Raw genomic sequence first — 24,137 nt, 5'->3', positions numbered from 1 at the left:
GATTGTTCCCCTAAATAACAGTGAGACATCCCGCTCCTGCGAGATAACCCTGCAGATCTGAGACTCCTTCAAAGCAACCGTTCTTGGGTTCAAAACTGCTTGAGCCGCACTGCATGTATCGTCTGGCTCCAATTGGAAGCAGACTGATTTTTCCAAGCCTAACGAGGTCAACCGCCAGCTTGAGAGGAGGCTGTCAATTCTTTACGAAGACCTTAAAGGAAAATCCGTATTTTTATCGACCTAAGCAATTAGGAATTCCTTCGCAGCCGCCCGGAATGGTCGCGCGGGTAGTGTCGCCGCCCCAGCGACAGCAGTACTGACGTTGTTCATCAGACATGCGCTTAGCTCCTGAAAAGTCTACGTCTTCAATCACGGCTCCGGTATGCTCGCCTGTAGAAAAGTTAGGCGGTTCTAAGCGACTACGGGGTGAGGCAGATTTAGCTGTGCCATAGAAAAAGGTCACGCCCATCAGATCGGCTTCGGCAAGACTGGCTTGGTAGAGGATAGTGCGCGAAAAATTGGCTCGGACTAGATCACAACGACTTAAGTCAGCGCGAATGAGGTTGACATCGCTCAAGTCAGTCCACCGCAGGTCGCTGCCGGAGAGGTTTGCATTCGCCAAAATGGCCCCCAGATTGATGACCCGCACGCCGCGATTTCGATCTTCGGCGTATCCGCCATGTCCATCGAGGATGGGCCGCCCCAGATGCTCGTCTCGCTTGAGGGGTGTGAGGAGGCGCGATCGCGATAAAAAGCGAATAATCTTGGCTTTGCCAGGAGCGTCAATGCTGCTTAAAATAGCTGCCGTCCGCGCCTCGGCGATAATTCTTTCTTGGGGCCAATCTTCGAGTAGTCCTTCGTCATCCAGCACTAACTCAGAAATGCCTTGAAAGTAAGCATCAATAGTTTGCTGTTGAGTAATGCGATTTTGTTGCAGTGTCAAATCGCGGGAGATGATGTACTGTCGCCAGGCCACAAATAAGGCCAATAGAGCGACAAAAATTTGCCCGATCGCGCCCAAAAAGTCCCCAAACGAGCCCAAAATATCCCACCGCAGGGTGAGTGCCCAGGTGCGAATTGCTTGATTAATGCCGAGGGCCTCAGTGAGCCCAATGGCACCAATCACTGCGGCCGGAATGGCGACGATGAGCGATCGCTGCTGGGGTGAAAGTTCGGCCACAAAATAAGATAGCGAGGGCCAAATCAATCCCCAGGCTAATACCAGCGTTAGGAGGGCACCAATGAGGGTGAGCCAACTTAGGCTAAAGGCCAAGCCCAAGATAACCAGTAAGACACCCACCAAAATGACTAACGTAGCAGGGGGACTCTTGGCTGTAGACACGGCCATTGGGGCTGTGGCTAGCTCTGACCGCATAGCTGGAGGCAGGTCGTCTGAACGAGGCGATCGCCCATTCTGAGATAGCTGACGGGTGTCGGGCTCGGCTGCTGCCAGGTCATGGTCCATGCTTGCAGTTTCTAAAGCGTGCTGCTCATGAGGATTAGAGTGATCAGAGGTCGATGATGACTGAGATGCCGCAGCAATATCCGAGTCTTCGCGATTATCAGGAGTTGGGTCGCCGTTGGGCTGGGCACCAGAATTCATAGCGAAAATCCTTTGCATGGGCCAGGTTCATCGCTCAATGTAGCCTGATCCGTCAAAATTGGACAATGTGCTAAATCAGCTGGTGACATTTCAGCCATAGGGAATACAGATGCGATCGCTACTGATTACTGGAGCCAGTGGATTTTTAGGCGGTCACCTTTGTCATCAAACCAAGGTGGGCTGGCAGCTTTGGGGCACATATCACACGCAAGCGATCGCCCCGGTCAACATCAACCCGCTGCCACTTGACCTTACTGATGAGCAGTCTGTGCAATCGGTTTGGGAGCAAGCGCGGCCCGATGCGGTGATTCATACTGCCGCGCTTGCTGCAACCGGGCAGTGCCAACAAAATCCCACTCTCAGTTATCAGGTGAATGTTGCGGGCACAGCTAAACTGGTGCGACGCTGTGCGGCTGCTCAAATTCCGTTTATTTTTACATCGACAGATCTAGTCTTCGACGGTACTTGCCCGCCCTATGCCGAGGGCGATCGCCCTAACCCGGTGAATATTTATGGCGCTCACAAAGCGATTGCCGAAGCAACCGTGCTCGCGACCTATCCCGCTGCGACGATTTGTCGCTTGCCGCTATTGATGGGGCCACCCACCGCAACCGCCCAATGTTTTGTTCAGAGCACACTAGCGGCGATCGCGGCGAATATTCCCCAAACTTTATTTACCGATGAGATTCGTACGCCCGCCTCGGTATTCGATATTATTCAAGCCTTGCATCTCATCCTTGACCAAGCCGTATCTGGGATCTGGCACTTAGGTGGGCCACAGCCGATCAATCGCTATGAGCTGGGATGCTTGATAGCCAAGACTTTTGAACTGCCGACGACTACGCTTCAGCCAGCTTTACAGGCTTCAGTTTCTCTCTCTACGCCCAGACCTCCAGATGTTGCTCTTGATAGCCATAAAGCTTTTGCCTTGGGTTATACCCCAAAGCCACCCCAAGCAGCTTTGAAGGCGATCGCTCAAGCTTCAAGTTCCAAAGAAAACTGACCTGGATCAGTTGCTCATCTCAAGCTCAGAAATTGGCGAGAAGATAATTTCTCGGTAATTGTGGCAAGGACATAGACCAATGGGTCATTCGGGAATCTCTGTTGCCCAAGTGCCTCAGTCACAAGTCAGGAATCTGCCCTACCCATATCCATTGAACATGGCAGCGTCATAATTTTGTTCTGCCATATCGTTCGTAGAGTCGGCATGACCGACGATGGTTTTCACTAGAGAGGCGATCAAAATGTCCTGATGGATGGGGGCGATCGCCTCACCGTGCAATACCTTCTGGGTCATGACATAGCTGATCAGCGCTCCCACAAAAATGCGGGCGGTGGCCTCAGGATGAGGAGACGGCAGTTCTGGGTGAGCCGCTACGTACTGGCTCAACAGGGTCCAAACTTTTTGGGGCAGCGCCTTGATAAACAGTTGCGCCAATCCCGGAAACCGTCCTGATTCCCCAATCAAAAGCCGCAAAAACGCGATGTATTCGTCATCGATCGCGAGGATATCCAACAGCTTTTTGGCCAGTTTGCGAAGGGCGATCGCGGGCGGCTCGTCAAAAGCAAAATCGCCAAACACCAGTTGAAACCGCTCCGCCGTTACCTGCTCAATCAGCGCTGTGAACACGCCTTCTTTATCTTGAAAATGCTTGTAAATGGTGATTTTAGAAACCCCTGCCGCCGCTGCTACGCGATCCATGCTGGTCCCTTCATAGCCATTCTGCAAAAAGATTTGCCAGGCTCCCTGCAAGATCTGTTCGCGCTTGAGTTGAGCCGCTGAAGTGGGTGCTGGCAGGACTCCCATAGCCTTTATCTCCAAATTTTAAGAATGTATTGATAACGCTAGACGTCTGGGATGTTGGATCTATACTACACCGTATAGTTTAGCTCTAGCTTTGGGGTTTAGTGATGACCCAGCTTGCACCGACTCATGGCGATTCTGACTCATCCTCAGCATCTTCGGTGAGTCCTCAGCAAAGGTTGAAATCAAAGCTGAAGTTGATTTTGCCGCTTTTGTTGCTTGTGGTGGCGGCTGGCGTGGGTGTGCGCTATTGGCTGACTCGTCCTGACGATAGCGTGATTGCACTTAGCGGACGGATTGAAGGGTACGAAACTGATTTGGGGGCCAAGGTCGGCGGGCACGTTGCGGAGGTGACAGTGCGCGAGGGCGATCGCGTTACCCCCGGACAGGTGATCGCACGACTGGATGATGCGGAGTTGCGAGCCCAACTGGAAGCGGCCCAGGCGCGGGTGGCGGCGGCCCAGCAACAGGTGAGTCAGGCCCAGTTGCAAATTGCGGTGATCGACAGCCAGATTCAAGAAACCCAGCTCACGCTGCAGCAGTCTCAGGGGGACGCTGCCGGGCGGGTCAATCAGTCAGAGGCGACAGTGGCTGCGGCCCTCGCCCAGCTGGCGGAAGCCCAGGCGCGATTGCAGGAGGCACAGTCCACGCTAGCGTTAGCGAGGAGCGATCGCGATCGCTTCGCCACCCTAGTGAACCAGGGGGCCATTGCTCAGCAGCAGTTTGACCAGGCCCAAACCCAGTTTGAAACCGCCCAGGAAACGCTGGTGGCGCGTCAGGCCGCCGTTGCTGCGGCCCAACAGCAGGTCAGCGCTGCCCAAGGTGTCCTCACCCAAGCCCAAACCACCGAACTGAACCCCGACATTCGTACCGCGCAGCTCAATCGTCTGCAAACTCAGCAAGAACAGGCGCGATCGCAGCTCGAAGCGGCTCAGGCGAATCTCAAGGCAGCCCAGGCTAGCGTGGCCGAAACTACGGCGCGGCTGAATGATTTGGACATCACCAGCCCCATCGCGGGTGTCGTATTGACCCGCACCGTCGAACCGGGAGAGGTGATTGCCACCGGCACCACGGTGCTGACAGTAGTGGACTTGAGCGATGTCTACCTGCGGGGTTACGTCCCTGAGGGCGACGTTGGCAACATTCGCGTCGGGCAGCCCGCCCAGGTGTTTTTGGATTCGGCTCCCGATCAGCCCTTGGAGGCCGCCGTTTCTGCCGTCGATACCGAGGCGTCCTTCACCCCGGAGAACATCTATTTCAAAGAAGATCGGGTGACTCAGGTGTTTGGCCTCCGGCTGAATATTGAAAATCCCGACGGGTTTGCGAAGCCAGGGATGCCTGCTGATGGCGAAATTCTGCTGGACGATGGGGAGGTAGAGAGATGACACTCTCAGCCCCCCAAGCGCGAACGACCTTACAGGCCGATCGCGCGATCGCCGTTCACCATCTCCGCAAACGCTACGGCAAGCTGGATGCCCTCAAAGGCATCAATTTTGAAGTGCGATCGGGGGAAATCTTTGGTTTGATTGGTCCCGATGGCGCGGGCAAAACGACGACGTTCCAAATCCTCGCAGGAGTCATGGCCGCCACCGCTGGCGAGGTGTCGGTGCTCGGCACTCCCCCCCGGCAGGCGCGACTCAACCTGGGCTACGTCACCCAAAAGTTTTCCCTCTATCCTGACCTCAGCATTGAAGAAAACATGCGCTACAGCGCCGGACTGCGGCGGGTGCCCGATGCCGTGTTTGCGGAACGGGCCCGCCCTCTGTTGCAGCGGGTGGATCTGGAGCGGTTTCGCGATCGCCTGGCGGGGCAACTTTCCGGCGGCATGAAGCAGAAGCTGGCCCTTTGCTGCGCGCTGGTGACCCAGCCCAAAATTCTGCTGCTAGATGAACCGACGACGGGGGTTGATCCGGTATCGCGGCGGGAGTTTTGGGATCTGCTGGCAGCGGTCGCTACGGAGGGCGTGACCGTCGTCGCTGCCACCCCCTATCTGGATGAAGCGGAACGCTGCCACCGCATCGCCCTAATCTATGCTGGAGAAATTCAACAAATCGGCACTCTGAAGGAACTGCGGGACAGCCTCGGCTTGCAGCGCATCGAAGTGCGGGCCGAACCACTGACCCAGGCCGAAGCCGTTTTGTCAGAGCGGGTTCAATCCGTGGCGTCTGAGGAGCCGTCTTCGAAATCTTCACCATCCGAGAATCGCCCCCCTCGCCCCCCAACTTTGGGGGAGACCGGACAAAGTCCTCCAGCATTAGGGGATTTAGGGGGCCATCAGCCCTCAGCTATCGTGGATATTCAGACCTTTGGCGATCGCCTCGATGTCCTTGTAACCGACGCCGAGCGGGGCCAAACACAGATCCGCTCAGTGCTCAGCCAACACGGCTTAACGGTCAGAGCCATGGGCCAAAACGATCCCACGCTAGAGAATGTGTTCGTGAATCGGCTGCGCCAGCAGGGACTCGACCCCGCCTACCTGGAGTTTCCCGCCTATCGTGCCGGGAAGGAAAAAGGCGGTTTAGCAATCGCCACCCAAAATCTGCAAAAGACCTTTGGCGACTTTCAAGCGGTGAAGGGCGTCGATATCACTGTGCGTTACGGCGAAGTTTATGGCCTGTTGGGCGCGAACGGGGCGGGCAAAACGACCGTGATCAAAATGCTATGCGGCCTGCTACCCGCGAGCAGCGGTACGGTAGAGCTAGCGGGTGAAACTCAAAACCTAAATCGCTCCGAAGTGCGATCGCGCATCGGCTACATGAGCCAAAAATTCACCCTCTACGACGACCTGACCATTCGCCAAAACCTGGAATTTTACTGCGGCGTCTATGGCGTGCCCAAAAAAGCGCGGCGAGACAAGATTGACTGGGTGCTGGCAACCTGTGGGCTGGTGGGTCGCGAAAATCTGATCACGGGCAGTCTGCCGGGGGGCTGGAAGCAGCGGGTGTCCTTTGGCGCGTCGGTGATGCACGAGCCCGATATCCTGTTTCTGGACGAACCCACTTCCGGCGTCGATCCGTTGGCGCGGCGGCAGTTTTGGCGACTGATTCGCGACTTTGCTCGCCGGGGCACCGCCATTCTCGTCACCACCCACTACCTCGAAGAAGCCGAGAACTGCAACAACATGGCCTTCATGGTGGCGGGGGAAATTGTGGCCCAGGGTTCCCCTAGCGATATTAAGACCAGTCAGCCCGGTCAGTTGTTTGAACTGGTCTCCGACCAAACCCAGGCCGCCTCAGATCTCTTGAAGGAGCGGCTGGAACCCTGGCGCGTGGCGATTTTTGGCGATCGCCTCCACCTCGTCCTCGACCATCCCGATCAGGAACTCGACACCGTGCGCCGCTGGTTGGCCGACGCCGACATCGATATCCACACCCTCCATCCCGCACCCTTCTCCCTCGAAGATGCGTTCATCGGCATTGTGCAACGGGCAGCGGTGTCATGAAACGAATCCTGTCCCAGTGCTGGAAAGAACTCAACCAGTTTCGGCGCGCTCGCCTCACCGTCGCCCTCGCCTTCGTGCTGCCCCTGGCGGTGCTGCTGATTTACGGCTACGCCATTCGCCTGGAAGCGAAAAACATTCCCCTCAGCGTGCAAGACTTCGACAACAGTCCCCTCAGCCGCACCTACGTTGCTCGCCTCTTTGCCACCAACCAATTCGTCCCCACCCCCTTAGAGGGCACCGCCCCCACCGCCGCGTTAGACCGGGGCACCGCCAAAGCCACCATCGTCATTCCTCCCGACTTTGAACGCCAGGTCAAAGCCCGCAAACCCGTCACCGTGCAAGCCCTGATCGACGGCACCGATGTCAACAACGCCCGCGTCATTCAAAACAGTCTGCGGGCCACGACCCAGTTCTTTCTGCGCAGCAGCGATTTGCTCCCGCCCCAGGCGCGATCGCCCATTGATGCCCAAGTGCGCCTCTGGTTCAACCCCGGTCGGCAAGAATCGCTCTACATCGTCCCCGGCATTTTTGGCGTCATTCTCTGGGTGTTTCCCTCCATGCTGGCCGCGATCGCCCTCGTCCGCGAAAAGGAACAGGGCACCATCGTGCAAGCCTACGCCTCCGACCTGAGTTCAACGGAATGGTTGCTCGGCAAAGAGTTGGCCTATCTCATCGTGGCCCTGGCCGAAGCCCTCGTGGTCATGACTGTCGCCATGCTCCTGTTTGGCCTTCGGGTGCGCGGCGACCCGACGCCGCTGCTGTTGGGACTGGTAATCTACGAGGCTGCCGCCGTCGCCTTTGGGCTACTGGTCGGTGCCCGTGCAGGCAATCAGACCGGAGCGGTGCAGGGCACGGCGATCGCGGGTTTCCTCACCGCCCTCCTACTTTCCGGCTTCATCTACCGCCTTGAAAATATCCCCTTCCCCCTCTCCCTGGTCTCCAACGTGATTCCCGCCCGCTACTTCATCGAAATCACCCGCGATGCCTTCGTCCGGGGCACCGGCTGGCCCGGCATCTGGTACGCCCCCTTGGCCATTGCCGCGATCGGGGGCTTCTTCTTCCGCATCGCCATCCGTGCCCTCCACCGGATGCAATTCTCAGACTAAATTCTGGCGTTGCTGAATTGATTCATGATTCAGATGGGTACCGAAGCGGTTTGATCACGCAGGCAGTGCCGCAACAGTCACATGCCAGCAGTGCTGTCACCTGACCGGTACCCACAGCTCCTCCAATGGTGAGATAAATACATGCGACAAATTGGCGACGACGAGCCGGACATTGGTAGCGTGCTTGCCAGACTTATGGCTATGCTTACGGCCGTTAGAGGCGTTATATCGACGAAACTGTATGGCCTAATCTTCCAAGTGCCTGCTTAGATCACTCCCCACTAGCAAGCATAGAAACGTTAAGCGCTGAGCCATACAGAGGACTGCTTGTTATATTAGATACATCAAGTCTTCATGAACCCTCGGGCAAAGGTTCATGAAGACTCAGTGAATCAGGGCTTTAACGATAGTCGGCAGCTTGCGCTGCATAGTTTGATAGCAATATCAATCAGGGAAATTGCAGATTACTGGCTTTCGTCACATGACTGCTGTCCTGCAAAGGGGATATTCAGTCAGGCTGAGAAACTTTAGAGTTAATCCAGGTGGATGCGGGCTCGACGGTTTTGGGTTGGTGCCCCCCTCGCAACTGAGGTCGGCTGCTAAATGGTGATTGGCTCTAGCAGACAACTAATTGGGTTGAGGCAAATGAGTATGGGATCCGCTTTTCGATTAACTGGTTTGACGGTATTCGCCTCTGTGCTGGCCAGTCTTGTCGTTCCCCATAAGGTGCTGGCCGACGTACCTTTAACTCGTGCCGATGTCGAGGCGCTGTACAACCGCGTTGAGTACTTGCCAGACTCTGGCACCGCCAGAGCCGCTAACCTTTCTGACTGGCTGGCTGTCGGTGATGCAATTCGGACGGCTGCGGCAGCCCGAGCTGATTTGCGATTTAATGATGGCTCGCTCGCTCGTATTGGCGAACAGGCAACATTTTGGTTTGTGCCCAATACGCGGAATTTTCGCCTGTCTAACGGTACGGCTTTATTGTTAGTGCCGCCAGGTCGTGGGCCAAGTACGATTCAAACACCTAGTGCGGTCACTGGCATTCAAGGCACGGCGGTGGTGGTGCGCCATATCCCCGAAGTCCCGGTGTCGCCAGATGCGCCCCCGAGTCTCTCGTCACCGCCAGGTCGCACTGTCGTTATGGCACTGACGAATAACCCCGGTGGCCCTGTTGAAGTGACGTTGCCCAATGGCAAATCTGTGACTTTGGTGGCTGGGCAGATGGCGATCGCTGCCAATGGCAACCTTGAAGTATTTGAATTTAATCTCCAACTGTTCTACAAAACCAGCACTTTGGCCGCTGGCTTACACCTCGATGACCCCAACTTTATGGGTACGGGTTTACCCACCGATGCTGTGCATCAAGAGACGCGTGATGGATTAGCGCAACAAGCCAACTTTGTGGGCCGGGCGGTGCTCAATCACCAGCTACTTGATTTGCAAGTCAGCACCATTGCTGGCCTTGATTGGCAACTCCCAACTGACGATAACTGGACGGCGAGCATGAGCGATCGCCTCGATCCTGCCGCTAGCTATCTCCCCAGTCCAGATGCCACCCCAGCAGCTACCAACAACTTAGAGAGTATTCCAGTCGTTGTGGCGCCGACAATGGATGCTTCAGTCTTTGATTTTGGTCTAGACATGTCCGGCCAAAGTGGATTGGCCGCAGGCGGGATTACGGATGCGAGTACTGCGAGTGGCCCTAATCTATCGGTGCCGCCTCCTGGTGTTTTAGAACCGACTCCGGCGACTCCAGCGACCCCGGCGACTCCAGCGACCCCGGCGACCCCGGCGACTCCGGCGACTCCAGCGACTCCGGCGACTCCGGCGACCCCGGCAATCCCCGCAACTCCGGGTGAACCAGGTACCCCTGCGACTCCCGCGACTCCGGCGGTTCCCGCCAACCAAAACGTGCCGTAAGGCGATTGTTTCGGAGGTTTTATAGATAAAACGGCCCAGTGGACCGGGCAAAGCCGCCATTACCACCAATTGCGACTTCCCTTCATAGTCTGGCGATGGCCTGCAGTTTGGCAGTCAATATTTTATAAATTGCCCAGTCCTTCATTAATTTAGCAATGCTATTTGGGGCAAGATAGTACATACCTCTATCTTCGGAGTTGAGAGCCTTTTGCCGATAGGTTCTCAGTCAATTCAATGATTGATTTTCGTGGCTATCCAGATTTTGCCACTGCCAGTCACGCGGTGCTGGCGTTGTTGCGCGATCGCATCGGCTTTGATCTGTGGATGGTGACACGAGTCTCTGGACATGACTGGGTTGTCTTGCAAGCCGAAGATCATGGCTACGGAGTCGAGCCTGGTACCGTCTTCCAGTGGGCTGACTCTTTCTGTTCAGAAATGATCAAAGGCAAAGGTCCTTTCATTGCCACTGACTCCGATCTCGTTGCGGCTTACAAAAACGCTCCCATTAATCAAAAATTCAAAGTTGCAGCTTACATTGGCCTGCCACTATGCGATAAAGACGGCAACCTGTTTGGGACCCTTTGCGGCATCCACCCCACGACTTTTCCTGATAGCTTGCAAGATGATTTGCCGCTATTGGAGTTGATTGCTCGTTTGCTGGGCAGCTTGTTAGATGCTGAACTCAAGAGCCAACAGGCACGTCGAAGCGCCGAGCGGGCCGCATGGGAAGCGCAGACCGATACCCTGACGGGGCTTTACAATCGGCGAGGCTGGGAAAAGTTGCTACAACTAGAAGAAACTCGCTGTCAACAATTAGGCTGCGCGGCCAGTGTGATTGTGATTGATCTGGACGATTTAAAGAAAATCAACGATCAATTTGGTCATACTTGTGGGGACCAGCACCTACAGCAATTCACGGCAGCGATTGAACCCGTGCTTCGTCCATCAGATGTTGCAGCACGAACTGGCGGCGATGAGTTTGCTATTTTAGGCGTTGAGATGGATCATGAAGCGGTCCGCAGCTATGTTGAGCAACTTCAAGAGACGCTTACACGGTCTGAGATCCGTGCCTCAATTGGTTATGCCGTGCGTCATCCCCATCAAGGCTTGATGGCGGCGTGGCATGAAGCTGATTTGGCCATGTATCGTCATAAGCAGCAACGCAAGTTAGAGCAGGCGGCGCTATCTTGTCCGTTGCCGAGTGGGTGAGGCTAGCGGCTTTTAAGCGGGAACTCGGCCTGCTTTAAGTCAGAGGCGATACTCTCTTGGCACAGGGCAATGGCAAACAATGCGGGCAGCATGTCGCCACCGAAGGCGATAAAAGTTTTTGGGGATCATCCAGCGTGAGTTTGGTCTACGTGTCTGCGATCGCGGACCCTAGAAATACTTGACAAATAAAAGTTTTTCCTGCATTGGTGAGATCTTTTTGGCTTTTTTGAGCACAATAGCAACTAGGGAAGGGGAGTACGCCTGGTGACTCGGGCACCATAAACGAGGCGAGTACGCCAGTTAGGGGCAACTATAGGTATGGGCCAAGTGGATCACGCATCAAGCCATCCAAACGACGAGAGCAAAATTGCTCGCGAGGCACTACGTAAAGTATCTCAAGACTTGAGGGCGCTACAGGATGAGCTCTCAGGTCAGTTAAATCAAGACATCGCCCGGTTGCAAGGAACCAAGCATCGCCTGCTCAACGATATTGAAATCCTTGAAGAGGAGTACCAAACTCTTAAAGACGAGGTTGGTACGCTCAGAGAGCAGCACAGTGTAGAACTGAGTCGTCAGCAACTAGCCCAGCAGCAGGTATGGGCTAAGAAGTTAGCGCAAGCTCTCGCCACTCATCTGCAGGGACGGTTGACTCAAGACATCTACGCTGGCGGTACACCCGTCGGTGTCACTACGGCTCCCGATGGCTCTTTGCAAAATGCTTACCAGCTCCTGTCGTCACTCGATTCTAGTCTGAACGATACCCTCCATTCCTTACAGCAAGATCTCAACAGTTATCAAAGCTCACTATCGCAACAGATTAGCCGGATGCACAGTATGGAGCAGCAGGGTGAAGCTCTGTTAGAAGCTCTGGTGAGTCGGTTGAGCTTGCAATTGCAGACGCAAATTGCTCGACCACGAGCGATCGCGACAGTCACCAACGGCAACGGTAGCGCCTATGGTCAGCCGTTAAACGGCTATCAGCAGCGACCACTATCGCCCCCGGGGCAGTCCCCGACTGGTGCTCATGCCCTGCCTTACAATCAGCCTGCTCATAGTCAACCCCATCATCAAGGATATGTGCCGGCAAGTGCCTCGGCTAACTCGACATCTAATCCCACTGCGACCGCGCCCAACCAGGCTAAAAAGCCCGCCTCAGCGTTCCAAAAGGGGCTGATTTTCATTGTTCTATCGACACTGGCGTTATCTGTACACAACGTTTTGGTCGGCATTATTGGGTATGGGGGCAATATTTTTGGCCAGATTCCCATCGAAGGTATTTTTCCCCTCAACATCCCTAACTCTCTGATGCTGTTGTGGCTCAGGATGTTGGTGGTGTTGCCGTTAATGTGTTTGGTGGCCCAAAAGATTTATCCCAAAGTTTGGGGCGAGTTGCGGCAATTTTTGGGACAGCCAGATAAGCGACCGTTGTTTCCCGTGATTGCCAGTGGCTGTTTCTTGTTTATGTCGCAGGTATTGATCTATAAGGCGATTTCTGACATTGGGCCGGGAGTCGCCGTCACGTTGCTGTTCATGTATCCGTTGATTACAGTACCGCTGGCCTGGTTCCTGTTTGGCGATCGCCCCACTCCTCTAAGAGGACTGGTAATGTTTGCGATTACTATTGGCATCGTCTTTACCGCTCTGCCGCGCATTAGCAGCGATCTTGCCGTGGGTACTGTTTCACCCTGGGGCGTTTTTGCCGGTTTACTCTCTAGTGCGGCTTTTGCCTTATACCTAGTTTCAATGCAGATCAGTTTCCGTAAGCTGCATCCGGTGCCTGCTACCCTCATTCAATTCAGCACGATTTTTGTGTTGACTAGTCTGATTCTCATGGTGGGCTCCGTGTTGGGATTAGAGACAGCACAACCCAGTAGCTATACGAGTCTGTATATTGCAGCATTCTTGTTGGGGGGGTTAACCCTACTGGGATACTTATTCAACAACTTTGGCGTTCGTTTAATGGGGGCTGCTCAAGCTTCAATTGTGGCCGCGAGTGGCCCCGTATTGACGGCCGTGATGGCTTACATCATTACCCCTGGCGAAAAATCAACTCTTCAGTCGATTCAATGGATCGGGGTGATTTTGGTCACTCTTGGGGTTCTGGCCCTCAGTCTAGAAAGGTTAGGTAAAAAAGCCAAAGCTCCCAAGAAGGTGAATGCGGCGTGAGCTCCACCACTAGAGCTTAGTTTCAAACAGGCAGTTTTCTTGATTAGAGGTCTTGAAAACGTTGGACGTCAAGGGCTGAACCTGAGCCACCCGTCTTGCCAATTTATAGCGCCGCGTAGATCGCTCCGTACATCCCCATGCTGCGGAACAAGGGGCTTAAGCCCCTTGCCTGTTGGTACCTGACTGCGGACTGCTATAACTCAAGTCTATTTAGTTAATTCGCTTGGCATGAGTTGCTGGGTGAACAAAGGGCCATGAGCCAGGGGAACCGTCAGGCCAAAGGATCGAGCTCCTTTTATTAGTTACGGCTTATTGGTTACGGCCGTGGATGATCGACGGACTTAAAATATTCCTCTGCTGTCATGGCAGCAACTGTGTGCAAAAATCTCGTGAGCAGTACATCTATTTTGGTTTTTGCGTATTTGGGCGGGAGAAAGATTGATTGTTAACCTGATACGATGCCGACTATATCCGACTAAATCAGGATTAGTTGAGCAAACTTTAGCAGTAAGCTACACAGATAATCCGGGAATCCTACATAGCAGGTTGAATATTTATTTAAGTAGATGCTCGGCGACGCTATCTGAGTGACTTTAGCCGTCACACTGAGGGGTCTTGGCCCTAAGCAACACCGTTAGTCTGCATGCTTTCAAAAGAGAGAGTCAAAATCTAGCCCCCGCGATGTTTGTGCTTCTCCCTGCCTTTGTGCGTCCACGTAGATAGCTTTGATGAATGTTCGTCAGTGATGCCAGAGTCGTAAACTTTGACCTACAGACTGCTGGTCTGTGATAAAAGCATCATGTCTTTGTTCCACCGCACAGGCTTACTTCTTTCCCTGTAATGAATGGATCGGTACTTATTGTCGGCGATTCCGACTTTTCAGCGCGGCTTTGTGAAAAAGTCCGTGGTTTGTCAGTGATGACTGCTTGGCAGGTGCCAGATGCTCAAGCTGCTACAGAGTTATTGGACTCAGAAACGCCCGATATTATCTTGCTTCAAGCAGCTCAGCCAAGTAATTGGGAATTTTGTCAATCGCTAAAGCAGCAGCGCCATCATCTGTGGTGTTACACCATTTTGTTAGATGAGCGGAACTGTCCGCCAGAGCCAATTTCTGAAGAGGTTTTATTGCGCCAGGTGGGGCTGACGACTACGGCTTTAGAGGTGGGGGCTGATGCGTATTTATGGCTGCCGAGTGCGACGACAGTGGAGGGGACGGCGAGTGTTGATCATCTGAATCGGGCGTTGCAGGCTCACATTCGCACTGCTTTTCGGCGGAATCAGGCTTATCGGGAATTGTCACAGGCCAATGATTTATTGTCGGCGATCGCCCTGGTCGATCCATTAACTCAGTTGGGCAATCGTCGGGCCTTTGATTGGGAGTTACCACGACAGATTCAAGTCACTCGTGAGCAAAACCATCCCCTAAGTTTATTGATTATTGACATTGATTTCTTTAAGCAGGTGAATGACGACCATGGTCATCTGGTGGGTGATCAGGTGCTGAGAATGTTTGCCGATCGCTTGCGCCATCACATGCGCTTTTATGAAACGCCTTTTCGCTACGGGGGGGAAGAGTTTGTGGTACTGCTGCAAAGTACAACGGCAGAGGATGCTGAACAACTGGCAGAGCGGCTCCGGCGGTTGATTAACGACACGCCGTTTGTTATTAGTAAACGGTTGGATCTGCCACTCACTATCAGCATCGGTGTGGCGACGTTGGCGGCCACTGATGATGAGCATGGTAAAGAGTTGATTCGCCGGGCAGACGACAACCTATTGCGGGCTAAACGTACTGGGCGCAACCGCGTCATTATGGGCTGAGTCGTGATGCCCCTGCCTGGATGATCTGAATGAGTGGGAGCAGTCGTCTGGGCGCTTCAGGCCAGAAGTTTGGACAGTATTTCCCAAACTTAGGAATCGGAATTTAATCTAAGTGTGGACAGCCGTCTTGGCTGTTCAAGCGCAGGTGAGATGCCTGTCCAACAATCCTTGAAGTCGATAAAGTTTTGATTGCTTAGCTAGGGTTGCTTAGCTAGGGGACGAATGAACCCGCTAGTCTAGGTCTGCATAGCGGCGACTGCGGGTGATGCGGTAACTGAGCAAAATTACCGGCACAATGCCCACTACCAGAATTGCGAGGGCTGGTGCGGCGGCATCCACTAACCGCTCGTCTGAGGCGTATTGAAACACGCGCACCGCCAGCGTGTCGAAGTTGAACGGACGAATCACCATGGTGGCGGGCAGTTCTTTCATTACATCCACAAAGACGAGCACCGCCGCTGTGAGCAAACTACCGCTGAGCAGTGGGGCGTGTACTTGCGTCAAGGTTTGCGTGGGGGTGTTGCCCAGACAGCGTGAGGCGTCGTCCAGCGTGGGGCGAATTTTGGTGAGTCCGGCTTGCACAGTGCTAATGGCGATCGCTAAAAACCTGACCAAATAAGCAAACACCAGCGCTGCCACAGTGCCACTCAACAGCAGCCCCGTAGAGACGCCAAACCACTGCTGCGCCAGATTGGCAATGGCGTTATCTAACCGACCAACCGGGACGAGAATGCCGACGGCAATGACGGCTCCCGGTACGGCGTACCCTAGCGCCGCCACCTGTACCCCAAACCGCACGCCCGGCCCCGGTTGCAGCCGCGCCCCATAAGCCAGAATGAGAGCCAGCATGATGCCTAACCCAGCAGTCACCCCCGCCAAAATGAGACTGTGACTGGCGAGATCTAAAAATTCGCGGTTGAGAGATTTTTGCCAATTTCTCAGGGTCATCCCAGCTAGCAGTGCAGCGGGTAACAACAGTCCCAAGAGGATGGGCAAAGTACAGGCTAATAACGCCGCGATCGCCCGCACTCCCCCCAGTTGAAACTGCGACAGACTGGGCTGACTGCCTGATCCCTGGTAATAGCGAGCCTGCCGCCGCGAAAACCGTTCCAACACAATCAAGACCGCGATAAACAGCAGCAATACACTTGCGAGCTGTGTGGCGGCGAGGCGTTCCCCCATGCCAAACCAGGTGCGATAAATGCCCGTGGTGAAGGTGGGCACGCTGAAATATTGCACGGTCCCAAAGTCGTTCAGCGTTTCCATCAGCGCCAGGGCAGTCCCCGCCGCGATCGCCGGACGCGCTAACGGCAGCGCCACTATGCGGAAACTGCGCCAGGGATTGCACCCGAGCGAGCGACTGGCTTCCAGCGTGCAGAGCGACTGTTCTTGAAAGGCCACCCGCGCCAGCATGTAAACGTAGGGATACAGCACCAGACTGAAGAGCACGATCGCCCCCGGCAGCGATCGCACATCAGGAAACCAATAATCATTGGCGCTTTCCCACCCGAACAGGGTCCGCAAGCCCGTTTGCACCGGGCCGAAATATTCCAAAAAGTCGGTGTAGGTGTAGGCCAGTAAATAAGAGGGGGCCGCCAACGGCAGCAGTAAGGCCCACTCAAACAGCCGACTGCCCGGAAAGCGACACATCGTGACTAACCAAGCGGTACTGACACCGAGGACCAACACCCCCAGCCCGACGCCGATCATGAGTCCGAGGGAATTGAAAATGTAGCTCGGCAACACCGTAGACGCGAGATGCTGCCAGACCTCGCTGGTGGACCCTTCGCCCGCGTAGAAAAAAGCACTCAAGAGGACGGAGAGCAGCGGCGTTGAAATCAACAACGCAATGAGCAAAACTCCCAGCGACCAACCCGACAGCCGCAGCGAGGGCCGGGGTCGTTGAGCAAACCGGATGCGCATTTTAGGCGTCGTTAAGTGAGCCATATCAAACTGCCTGACGACGCTCCGTCACCTGAGCCGCCAGCGACCTTAATTGGTCCAGGGTCATGATCTCAGGACTCATTACATAAATCGCGGAGCCAGCCTCTTCGCCCTGAAACACGAGCAAAAATTGTTTGGTCGCCTCGCCACCGGGTGGGGTCAATTCGTATACATTGCGCCCAGTATCGTCTGCCAGGTCATCCCGCAGATCGACCCCATAGCCTTGACTTTCTAATCCGGCAATGAGCGTCTCGGCCACGACCCGAAAGGTCCCGACACCGCTGACTTGGCGACATTCTCCCAGGCCCAAACAGCCACTCGTGGCGCCCTCAAAATGGGGAAATTGCTCGCCATAGCTCAATAACGGGCCGTCATCATCCCCAGGGGACGCAAACGCTGGGGTGCGATCGCCGTCCTCGATGGGCAACTCTTCTGGTGGCGGTGTTTCGCTGGGATGCGGGGGCAGGTCAGCGACTGACGGGGGCGGTGCGACTGGTTCCGCAATGACATTAGTTGGCAACAAGGTCGCAGGCGCAGGTGCGGGCGTAATTGAGGGGTTGGGTGGCGGTGACGACGCAGACTTGGGCTGCGGTTCCGACGGCGATGGCGGGGGCTCAGACTGCGGCAAAATCACCACCGAGATGTCTTCATCAGCTGGAGACGCCGTAGGGTCAGCGAACACTTCTTCGGCTGCCGGCTGGGGCATGGGGACCCAGAAGATAGCGCTGTGGGCGATCGCAGAAAGCGTCACAACTGTAGCGGAAACGACGACTGATCGCTTGGCCTTAAACGGAAAAACCAACTGCACTAACCTGACTTACTCCGAATTTGAAGTCACTCGTCTATCTCAGACAGTCAAGTCAGACAGCCGAGATAGCTGAGAACAATTCCTCCACGAAATCATAGCCTTAATGGCAGTCACTTGCAATAACCCTGTCGGGAATTCCAGACACCGTTACAGACTATTGCAGACAGACGCGGCGGAAAGAAGAGCGCTCCATGCCGCCACATGACTCTGAAAATAGTTCCCTCAGGGGACGGGTCCCTTGGACGATGCCTGACCATCCTGATTGAACCGACAGGGACCCATCCCCTAGCCCCTTCGCAATCTCCCCCCCCTTTGTCATCGTTCGGAGTGGCGCGCCAGCGTCATGGGCCATTGCGCTGAACATTTGCCAAAGGAACTTCTTGGCAGAAATCCTCGCTAGCCTGTCGTTTGCAGCGCTGAGATTGCCTCTAGACTAGGGATAGGGAAGAGTTGGCGAGGCGATTACGGGTCGGCATGACTGGCCCGAGGAAAGTCCGGGCTCCCGAAAGACCAGACTTGCTGGGTAACGCCCAGTGCGGGTGACCGTGAGGATAGTGCCACAGAAACATACCGCCGATGGAGCGATCGCTCACAGGTAAGGGTGCAAAGGTGCGGTAAGAGCGCACCAGCAGCATCGAGAGGTGCTGGCTCGGTAAACCCCGGTCGGGAGCAAGGTCGCAGAGGCAAGGGTTGGTCTTTTTCCTGTCTCGCTGTTGGTGTACCGCAAGAGGCGGTTGGTAACAGCCGTCCCAGATAGATAATCGCCCTCTCGGCTTGCCTGAGAGAACAGAACCCGGCTTATGTCTGACTCTTCCCGACCATCATCGTGAGCGGTGCACTGCCACAGCCAGCGATGCGGATTTCGCCTGACGAGGTGGGCGCTCTGTTCATCACCGTGTGGAAGCAGACCTGTGACCAAATGGCCTCAGCCTGGTATTGGCAACGGCTGCTATTAGTTCACGCGACATCAGTTATTTATGGACATGAAGCGAATGACGGCGATCGCGATTACTAATGAATGCTGCCTGGGTGATTTATTGAGCTTTATTAAATCAAATTCAGAAAAAAATTAGTGTGTTTGCTCCGATTAAAACGATTTTCTTGTTTCCTGCTCCTAGAGTGCGGACATGGCTTGCTGTACTATCTAAAACTCTGGAAAAGGACTCGAAAATGCGAAAATTCCCCCTCATGATCAAAGCTTCTCTCGCGGCCTCGGTTTTATTGGCCGGAAACTTTACCCTCAAGATGGCGGCTGCCGAGCATCACGGCTATGAAATCTGGGGCTCTGATCAATCTAACTCCGTCGCTGATGTGGAATCTCGCGGGGTCAAAGGGAGCTGGATCTGGGTTTGGGATAGTCAGGATATGGAGCAGCAGTTGGAGACGGGCGAGGCTGCTGAACCCCTAGGCTGCGATGGCCAAAACCGTCCTGGCGACGGCCCTTGCAATATTTACGAGGTGTTTCCGGCAGCGCTGATGGAACACGACGCCGAAGGAGCCACCGGCAATCAGCTCGGCACCGATTTTGGTCGCCTCCACGGCATGCTGCCTGACCCTCAAAATCGCTACATGAATGTCAACCTCTTCTCTCCGGGGGGCGGCTATGTCGGCATTATGGATGGCGAGACCAAGGAGGCCGTGGCGCTGTTTCGGGTGACGGGCACCAGTGCGGGGCGATCGGTACACATGTCGTTTTGGAACAGCGACGGCAGCGCCTTACTGGTTGCCAACCTGAATGGCAAGGTGCTGGAGCGGATCGACATTACCCGTAACGCTGAAGGCGACATTATTGATGCCACCTTCAACCAGTCCGCTGCCCTCGGGGTCGGCAAAGCCATGACCATTGATGATGGGGCCAAGGTCTATCTGGGAGACAATAGCCACGGCAACCCGATGGTGGGGCAGGTCGCGGGCAGCTATGACCTGGATGTAGCCTTTGGCGACCTGACGCCTCAAGGTTTTTGCAAAGAAAATGGCTGTGAGAATGGCCCCGAGAGTGACCTCGGCGGACGGGCGAATAACGTCATCATTTGCCCGATCGTTTCCAAAGGGGACAATGCCTATGTCACCTTTGGTGGGGGTGGACTATTAGTGGTCGATACCACAGTGACCCCGATGGCGATCGTGGGCGAGTATGACAATCAGGTGGTCAATGGCGCTGGCTGCGGTGGCGTGCAAACGGGCGACGACATGTGGCTCAATGCGGGGGTTTCTGCCTCTGATGCCGGGGCCGATCAATCGACCTTCACCCTCTTTAGTCTGGATGACTCGCTGTTTGGCAGCACGTCGAATGCGCCAAATACGCCTGCGCCGAGGATGATCTTCAAAGACATGACCAATACCGCCACCATCGGCAATTTGGCGGGCGAGGCCGCTAACGCCACGGGCCAACTGCCGGGCAGCACGAGCCGTCGCGACTCTCACGGCATGGCGATCACCCCGTCTGGCGATTACATTCATACCGTCGATCGCATTCAAAACAATGTTGAGGTGTTTAACACCGCCACCCTGGCCCACACCACCTATGACCTGATCTCTGCGGATGGCCAGGGCCACGGCGTGGGAGCCTGTGCTGCCGCTTCAGTCGTAGATGACGAGGCGCTACCCGGTAATGACCCCGCCCCCGACCTGATGGAAGCCACTCCTGATGGCAAGTACCTGGTGGTGGCGCTGCGGGGGCCTGTACCCGTGTCGGTAACCCATTCGGCCCAGGGCAGTTGCCCCGGTGTCGGCATTATCGAACTGCTGGAGGATGGGGCTACAGGGCGTCTGGCAGGCGTACTGCGGACCACGAACACTATTGACAATGCGCCCCTGAGCGCCCCCGGTGGCCATGAGTATACAGGCGCTGAGCGCAGTGACATTCACGGGGCCGCCATTCGTCGGAAGTAAAGCTCGGTTGTCGCCCCACGGCATCATGCGCAATGGGGCGACGAAATTCGGGCTCAAACATGCATGGCCACGCCCAAGGGGAAGAGCTGCGATCATTGGAGCCAATAAAATCTGTTTTTCCATGGGCCTCACAGCGCGATCGCGCTGTGAGGCTTCGCTCAAGAGACGTTGAGCATGGCTCGGCTCGGTTTGTCTAGAAGGGGAATCGGGGAATCGGCAGGCTATCCAGGACTTCATCGATGACGCGATCGGTAAGCTCTTGGACGACCGCGTTGGCGATCGCATTTGCTGCCGCATTGGCAAACATGTCATCCCCAGTGGCTGCGACGTCAAAGACGCAACCATCCAACAGCGCTTCGTCAACCCCAGCTTCCTGGCAAGTGGTCAGCGCCGCATCAATGCGCGCCGGGGCCACGCCATTTAACGTCACCAACTGTCTGGGAAAGGCGGTATCCGTGAAGTTGGCGGTCGATTGTCCCAGGGGATAGTCGAACAACGATTCGGACTGTCGAATGCGCCAGCTATCACCGAACTGACGATACAGCGTATCGAAGTAGGTATCTTCAATCGTGCGGACAGGGATCACGGCTGGCAGCGCCCGATCCAGAGCATTGGTCGCCAGACTGTAGGTGGACTGAGCCGGCACAATGGAGCCGTCGCGGCCCATCAAATCATCGTCTGTTGAGCCGTTGAAATTACCCAATAAGCCACTCCAATCCTCAGGTTGGTCGCGGCGTAAGGTCGGCATGATATTGAGGAAGGTGTCGCCCCCAGCGCGAATGGAGCGAATGATGACCTGATCGCCACTGGGCCAAATAATGGCGTAATTGTCGTTGCCGCTGCGCTGAATCTCACCGCCCCCCGGTAAGGGCAATGCGTCCACCGCCAGCGGGGTCGGAATGCCATCAATCCACACGGGGGTCGAGCTGCCGTCGGGAATATCTTGGGCATAAATCGCCACCCGATGGCCGCACACGCGCATGGCGACGGCTGAATTCAGGGACACCCCATTTCTGCCAGCCACCGCTTTCTGCCGCGCCTGCACTTCAAAGCCTGCGTCTTCAGCTTTGGTCAAGATGAATTCGCCCACGAGCTGAAAGCTGTAGTGCAGTCCATCGTAGGTATTGATATGGGGGTCGCCGTAGCTGCGTCCCTGCACTGGCTCGGCTAGCGGCTCGGTGTTGGCCACGCAGAAGGCCGTATCACTCCCCGCCTCAAGGGGATTGTCTTGCGCACTCGCTGACCCCAGGGAGAGGCTCACCACGCTAAAACAGGTGGCGAGCAATAGCCCCAGCCAGCGCAGCGATCGCCCATGACGGAGCGGAGATTGAAAGTCAGGCATGATAAAGAACCTCGTGGCACTGCAAAGGGTCTGGTTTTCCGGTATCAGTCTACCGATCAGCAACCAGACATTCCGGAAGCGACGCGATGGCCTGAACCGCGATCGCCCCCTGCTGATCACGAAGCCAAGCGCTCCAAAATGTTCCCTGGTCGTGGGGCATCGTTGTGCGCATCGTGGGTGCTGAGGAATCTGGGTTTTATAAAATCCAGTTTTGTTGGGCAGGCATCTTGTCTGCCACAGGACAGCCGAGACGGCTGTTCACACTGACTTCAATGCTCATGCTTTAATCAGACGACTTGAGGCTTTGCAAGGCTTGACGCAGATGCCCTTGATGGGCTTGCAAACAGGCGTCAGCTTCGGGGGCGGAGAGTCCACTCCAGTGCATGAGGAGGGCGAGTTTGACCCGCTGGTCGCTCCGATCTAATAAAGCGGCGGCTTGGTCGCGATCGAGGTCGGCCAGGTCACTCAAAATGCGGATGGCGCGATCTCGCAGTTTCGTATTGGTCACGGCGACATCGACCATGCGGTTGCCGTACACCTTACCCAGTTGCACCATGACCCCGGTGGAGAGGATGTTCAGCGCCATTTTGGTGACGGTGCCCGCTTTTAACCGGGTGGAGCCCGCCAGAATTTCGGGGCCCACCAGCAGCCGAATGTCGCCATCGTAGTTGGCGGGCACCTGCTCGCAGGGCACACAAGCAATGAGGATGGCGGCGGCTCCCCGTTGTTGAGCCGCTTTTAACGCGCCATGCACATAGGGCGTGGTGCCCCCAGCAGTGATACCGACAACAACGTCATGCTCATGAATATGGTGTTCGTGGATGATGGCCGCGCCATCTTCGGCAATGTCTTCGAGCCCTTCGGAGCTGCGGATCAGGGCTCCGGCTCCCCCGGCGATGATGCCCTGCACGAGGTCAGGCGGGGTGCAAAAAGTCGGTGGACATTCCGAGGCGTCGAGCACGCCCAGGCGACCGCTGGTGCCTGCCCCCAGGTAAAACAGCCGTCCCCCCAGCCGCATCGAGTCGGCAATGAGGGTGATGGCGGCGGCTAAATCTTCCCGAGCACCCGCGATCGCACTCAAAGTTTTCTGATCTTCAGCGTTGACTAAATCGACAAATTCCAAGGGCGACAGTTGATCGAGGTTTTGACTCGCCGGATTAGCCTGCTCGGTGAGCAAGTGCCCCCGATCAATGGGCGAGTCGGGCACCGGGGTATTAGAAAAAGTCACCGAATTACTCCTTGAGCAGGGTTGAGACAGGGGAGAAACTGCGCTGCCGCGATCGCGACTCCCTGTCAATGGGCAATGGGCACAGCGCACGGCGTGCGGGGGCGATCGCAAGGCACTGGATGGCGCGGCGGTAGATAGGCTCGGCCTGGGGCGAACGACCTGATGTTGCGAAATTCGTAACCCCATCAGAGTCTTCCAAGCCTCGATGCCATAATGGCGATCGCTGCCAGGCTAGAGCAGTTTTTCTAAACGCTGGCGGATATCGTCGAGTTCTTCATTCGACAGTCGCGATTCGTCTGCCGTGGGGGGCTCTTCTGCCACGTATTCGCCGTCAGGATCCCAATCCATCGCTTCGACAGCACTGTCAGGAGGCACCATCAACGAACCCGCTGGAATCAACCGCAAGTCAAAGCCTGCCTCTTCGCAGAACTCTTCGATTTCGTCTTGCTCAAACGCTTCGATATCGGGCGTCGGAAAATCCTGCGCCTCTAACATCAAACCAAAGCGCGTAGCATCATCCTCGTCTTCAAACATGAGGACAGTGTTCCGCCCGTTGGCCTGCAACGAGTGAATTCCCTCGTTGTCAGTCCCCGCGTTAAACAAGAGCACATAGACTTGCATGAGTCTTTAATCCGTCGTTTATCCATAAGCGTTAATTTTAAGTATCTTAATGGGCAGCCAGACCATTTCAATGCTGAAACCCGGCAAATTGATCCACCTCGCAATGCCGAAAACGGTGAAAATTTGCCCAATCTTGGTACTGTCATGTTGGCAATTGGTGTCTTTGAGTCAGGCGCTCAGAGCGGCGAGATCAAACCGCCGCTGTGGGCAGACAGCACAGGTGTGTAG

General features: G+C 55.5%; 18 protein-coding genes and 1 other RNA gene. 12 read left to right on the top strand and 7 right to left on the bottom strand.

Going from position 1 to position 24,137, the window contains the following annotated elements:
• Window positions 1–232 precede the first annotated feature (232 nt).
• Window positions 233–1,603, bottom strand: coding sequence for a pentapeptide repeat-containing protein (locus DYY88_RS19170; RefSeq protein ID WP_130199525.1), 1,371 nt, complete (start codon window positions 1,601–1,603; stop codon window positions 233–235).
• 109 nt (window positions 1,604–1,712) lie between these two features.
• Here DYY88_RS19170 and DYY88_RS19165 point away from each other — a divergent pair, with 109 nt between their 5' ends.
• Window positions 1,713–2,606, top strand: a complete 894-nt coding sequence (locus DYY88_RS19165) for an SDR family oxidoreductase (RefSeq protein ID WP_039725465.1) — start codon at window positions 1,713–1,715, stop codon at window positions 2,604–2,606.
• 138 nt (window positions 2,607–2,744) lie between these two features.
• On the opposite strand, the gene DYY88_RS19160 is transcribed toward DYY88_RS19165, so the two are convergent.
• Window positions 2,745–3,410, bottom strand: a complete 666-nt coding sequence (locus tag DYY88_RS19160; RefSeq protein WP_039725464.1) for a TetR/AcrR family transcriptional regulator — start codon at window positions 3,408–3,410, stop codon at window positions 2,745–2,747.
• Window positions 3,411–3,514: 104 nt separating this feature from the next.
• Here DYY88_RS19160 and DYY88_RS19155 point away from each other — a divergent pair, with 104 nt between their 5' ends.
• The 7 genes from DYY88_RS19155 to DYY88_RS19125 all read left to right on the top strand — a co-directional run bounded on the left by DYY88_RS19155 (window position 3,515) and on the right by DYY88_RS19125 (window position 15,074).
• Window positions 3,515–4,792 carry an HlyD family secretion protein gene (locus DYY88_RS19155; RefSeq protein WP_039725463.1) on the top strand — a complete coding sequence of 426 codons (1,278 nt, stop codon included), beginning with the start codon at window positions 3,515–3,517 and terminating at the stop codon, window positions 4,790–4,792.
• A complete protein-coding gene (locus tag DYY88_RS19150; protein ID WP_039725462.1) occupies window positions 4,789–6,849 on the top strand; it encodes an ATP-binding cassette domain-containing protein in 2,061 nt (686 codons plus the stop codon). The genes DYY88_RS19155 and DYY88_RS19150 overlap by 4 nt, the downstream gene beginning before the upstream one ends.
• Window positions 6,846–7,955: an ABC transporter permease gene (locus DYY88_RS19145; RefSeq protein ID WP_039725461.1), complete on the top strand. Its 1,110-nt coding sequence runs from the start codon at window positions 6,846–6,848 to the stop codon at window positions 7,953–7,955. Before DYY88_RS19150 ends, DYY88_RS19145 begins: the two co-directional genes overlap by 4 nt.
• Window positions 7,956–8,606: 651 nt before the next feature.
• On the top strand, window positions 8,607–9,878 hold the full coding sequence (locus DYY88_RS24540; protein ID WP_052288233.1) for a FecR domain-containing protein: 1,272 nt from the start codon (window positions 8,607–8,609) through the stop codon (window positions 9,876–9,878).
• A gap of 234 nt (window positions 9,879–10,112) precedes the next feature.
• Window positions 10,113–11,087, top strand: a complete 975-nt coding sequence (locus DYY88_RS19135) for a sensor domain-containing diguanylate cyclase (RefSeq protein WP_039725460.1) — start codon at window positions 10,113–10,115, stop codon at window positions 11,085–11,087.
• Window positions 11,088–11,405: 318 nt separating this feature from the next.
• Window positions 11,406–13,253: a DMT family transporter gene (locus DYY88_RS19130; RefSeq protein ID WP_084606957.1), complete on the top strand. Its 1,848-nt coding sequence runs from the start codon at window positions 11,406–11,408 to the stop codon at window positions 13,251–13,253.
• Between the two features lie 918 nt (window positions 13,254–14,171).
• On the top strand, window positions 14,172–15,074 hold the full coding sequence (locus DYY88_RS19125) for a GGDEF domain-containing protein (protein ID WP_052288232.1): 903 nt from the start codon (window positions 14,172–14,174) through the stop codon (window positions 15,072–15,074).
• 231 nt (window positions 15,075–15,305) lie between these two features.
• Here DYY88_RS19125 and DYY88_RS19120 read toward each other — a convergent pair whose 3' ends face one another.
• Both DYY88_RS19120 and DYY88_RS19115 read right to left on the bottom strand, forming a co-directional pair.
• Window positions 15,306–17,021: an ABC transporter permease gene (locus DYY88_RS19120; protein WP_044150961.1), complete on the bottom strand. Its 1,716-nt coding sequence runs from the start codon at window positions 17,019–17,021 to the stop codon at window positions 15,306–15,308.
• A gap of 1 nt (window position 17,022) precedes the next feature.
• On the bottom strand, window positions 17,023–17,724 hold the full coding sequence (locus DYY88_RS19115) for a hypothetical protein (RefSeq protein ID WP_130199524.1): 702 nt from the start codon (window positions 17,722–17,724) through the stop codon (window positions 17,023–17,025).
• A 548-nt stretch (window positions 17,725–18,272) separates the two neighbouring features.
• Here DYY88_RS19115 and rnpB point away from each other — a divergent pair.
• From rnpB to DYY88_RS19100, 3 genes are all read left to right on the top strand, one after another.
• Window positions 18,273–18,642: RNase P RNA component class A (rnpB, locus tag DYY88_RS19110), an RNA gene on the top strand.
• 10 nt (window positions 18,643–18,652) lie between these two features.
• Entirely contained in the window at window positions 18,653–18,841 is a 189-nt protein-coding gene (locus DYY88_RS19105; protein ID WP_130199523.1) for a hypothetical protein, read from the top strand.
• 173 nt (window positions 18,842–19,014) lie between these two features.
• Entirely contained in the window at window positions 19,015–20,718 is a 1,704-nt protein-coding gene (locus DYY88_RS19100) for a hypothetical protein (protein WP_207223355.1), read from the top strand.
• Window positions 20,719–20,911: 193 nt separating this feature from the next.
• Here DYY88_RS19100 and DYY88_RS19095 read toward each other — a convergent pair whose 3' ends face one another.
• From DYY88_RS19095 to DYY88_RS19085, 3 genes are all read right to left on the bottom strand, one after another.
• Window positions 20,912–22,060, bottom strand: coding sequence for a VWD domain-containing protein (locus tag DYY88_RS19095; RefSeq protein ID WP_052288230.1), 1,149 nt, complete (start codon window positions 22,058–22,060; stop codon window positions 20,912–20,914).
• Between the two features lie 283 nt (window positions 22,061–22,343).
• Entirely contained in the window at window positions 22,344–23,288 is a 945-nt protein-coding gene (gene murQ / locus DYY88_RS19090; RefSeq protein WP_242517643.1) for an N-acetylmuramic acid 6-phosphate etherase, read from the bottom strand.
• 231 nt (window positions 23,289–23,519) lie between these two features.
• Window positions 23,520–23,909 carry a DUF3110 domain-containing protein gene (locus DYY88_RS19085; protein ID WP_039725457.1) on the bottom strand — a complete coding sequence of 130 codons (390 nt, stop codon included), beginning with the start codon at window positions 23,907–23,909 and terminating at the stop codon, window positions 23,520–23,522.
• Here DYY88_RS19085 and DYY88_RS19080 point away from each other — a divergent pair.
• On the top strand, window positions 23,904–24,137 hold the full coding sequence (locus tag DYY88_RS19080) for a hypothetical protein (protein WP_039725456.1): 234 nt from the start codon (window positions 23,904–23,906) through the stop codon (window positions 24,135–24,137). The genes DYY88_RS19085 and DYY88_RS19080 overlap by 6 nt on opposite strands.

The organism is Leptolyngbya iicbica LK, from assembly GCF_004212215.1.
In the GTDB taxonomy this organism is placed as follows: domain Bacteria; phylum Cyanobacteriota; class Cyanobacteriia; order Phormidesmidales; family Phormidesmidaceae; genus Halomicronema; species Halomicronema iicbica.
The sequence above is the reverse complement of the archived record's forward strand: the minus strand, read 5'-3'. Positions and strand labels throughout refer to the sequence as shown.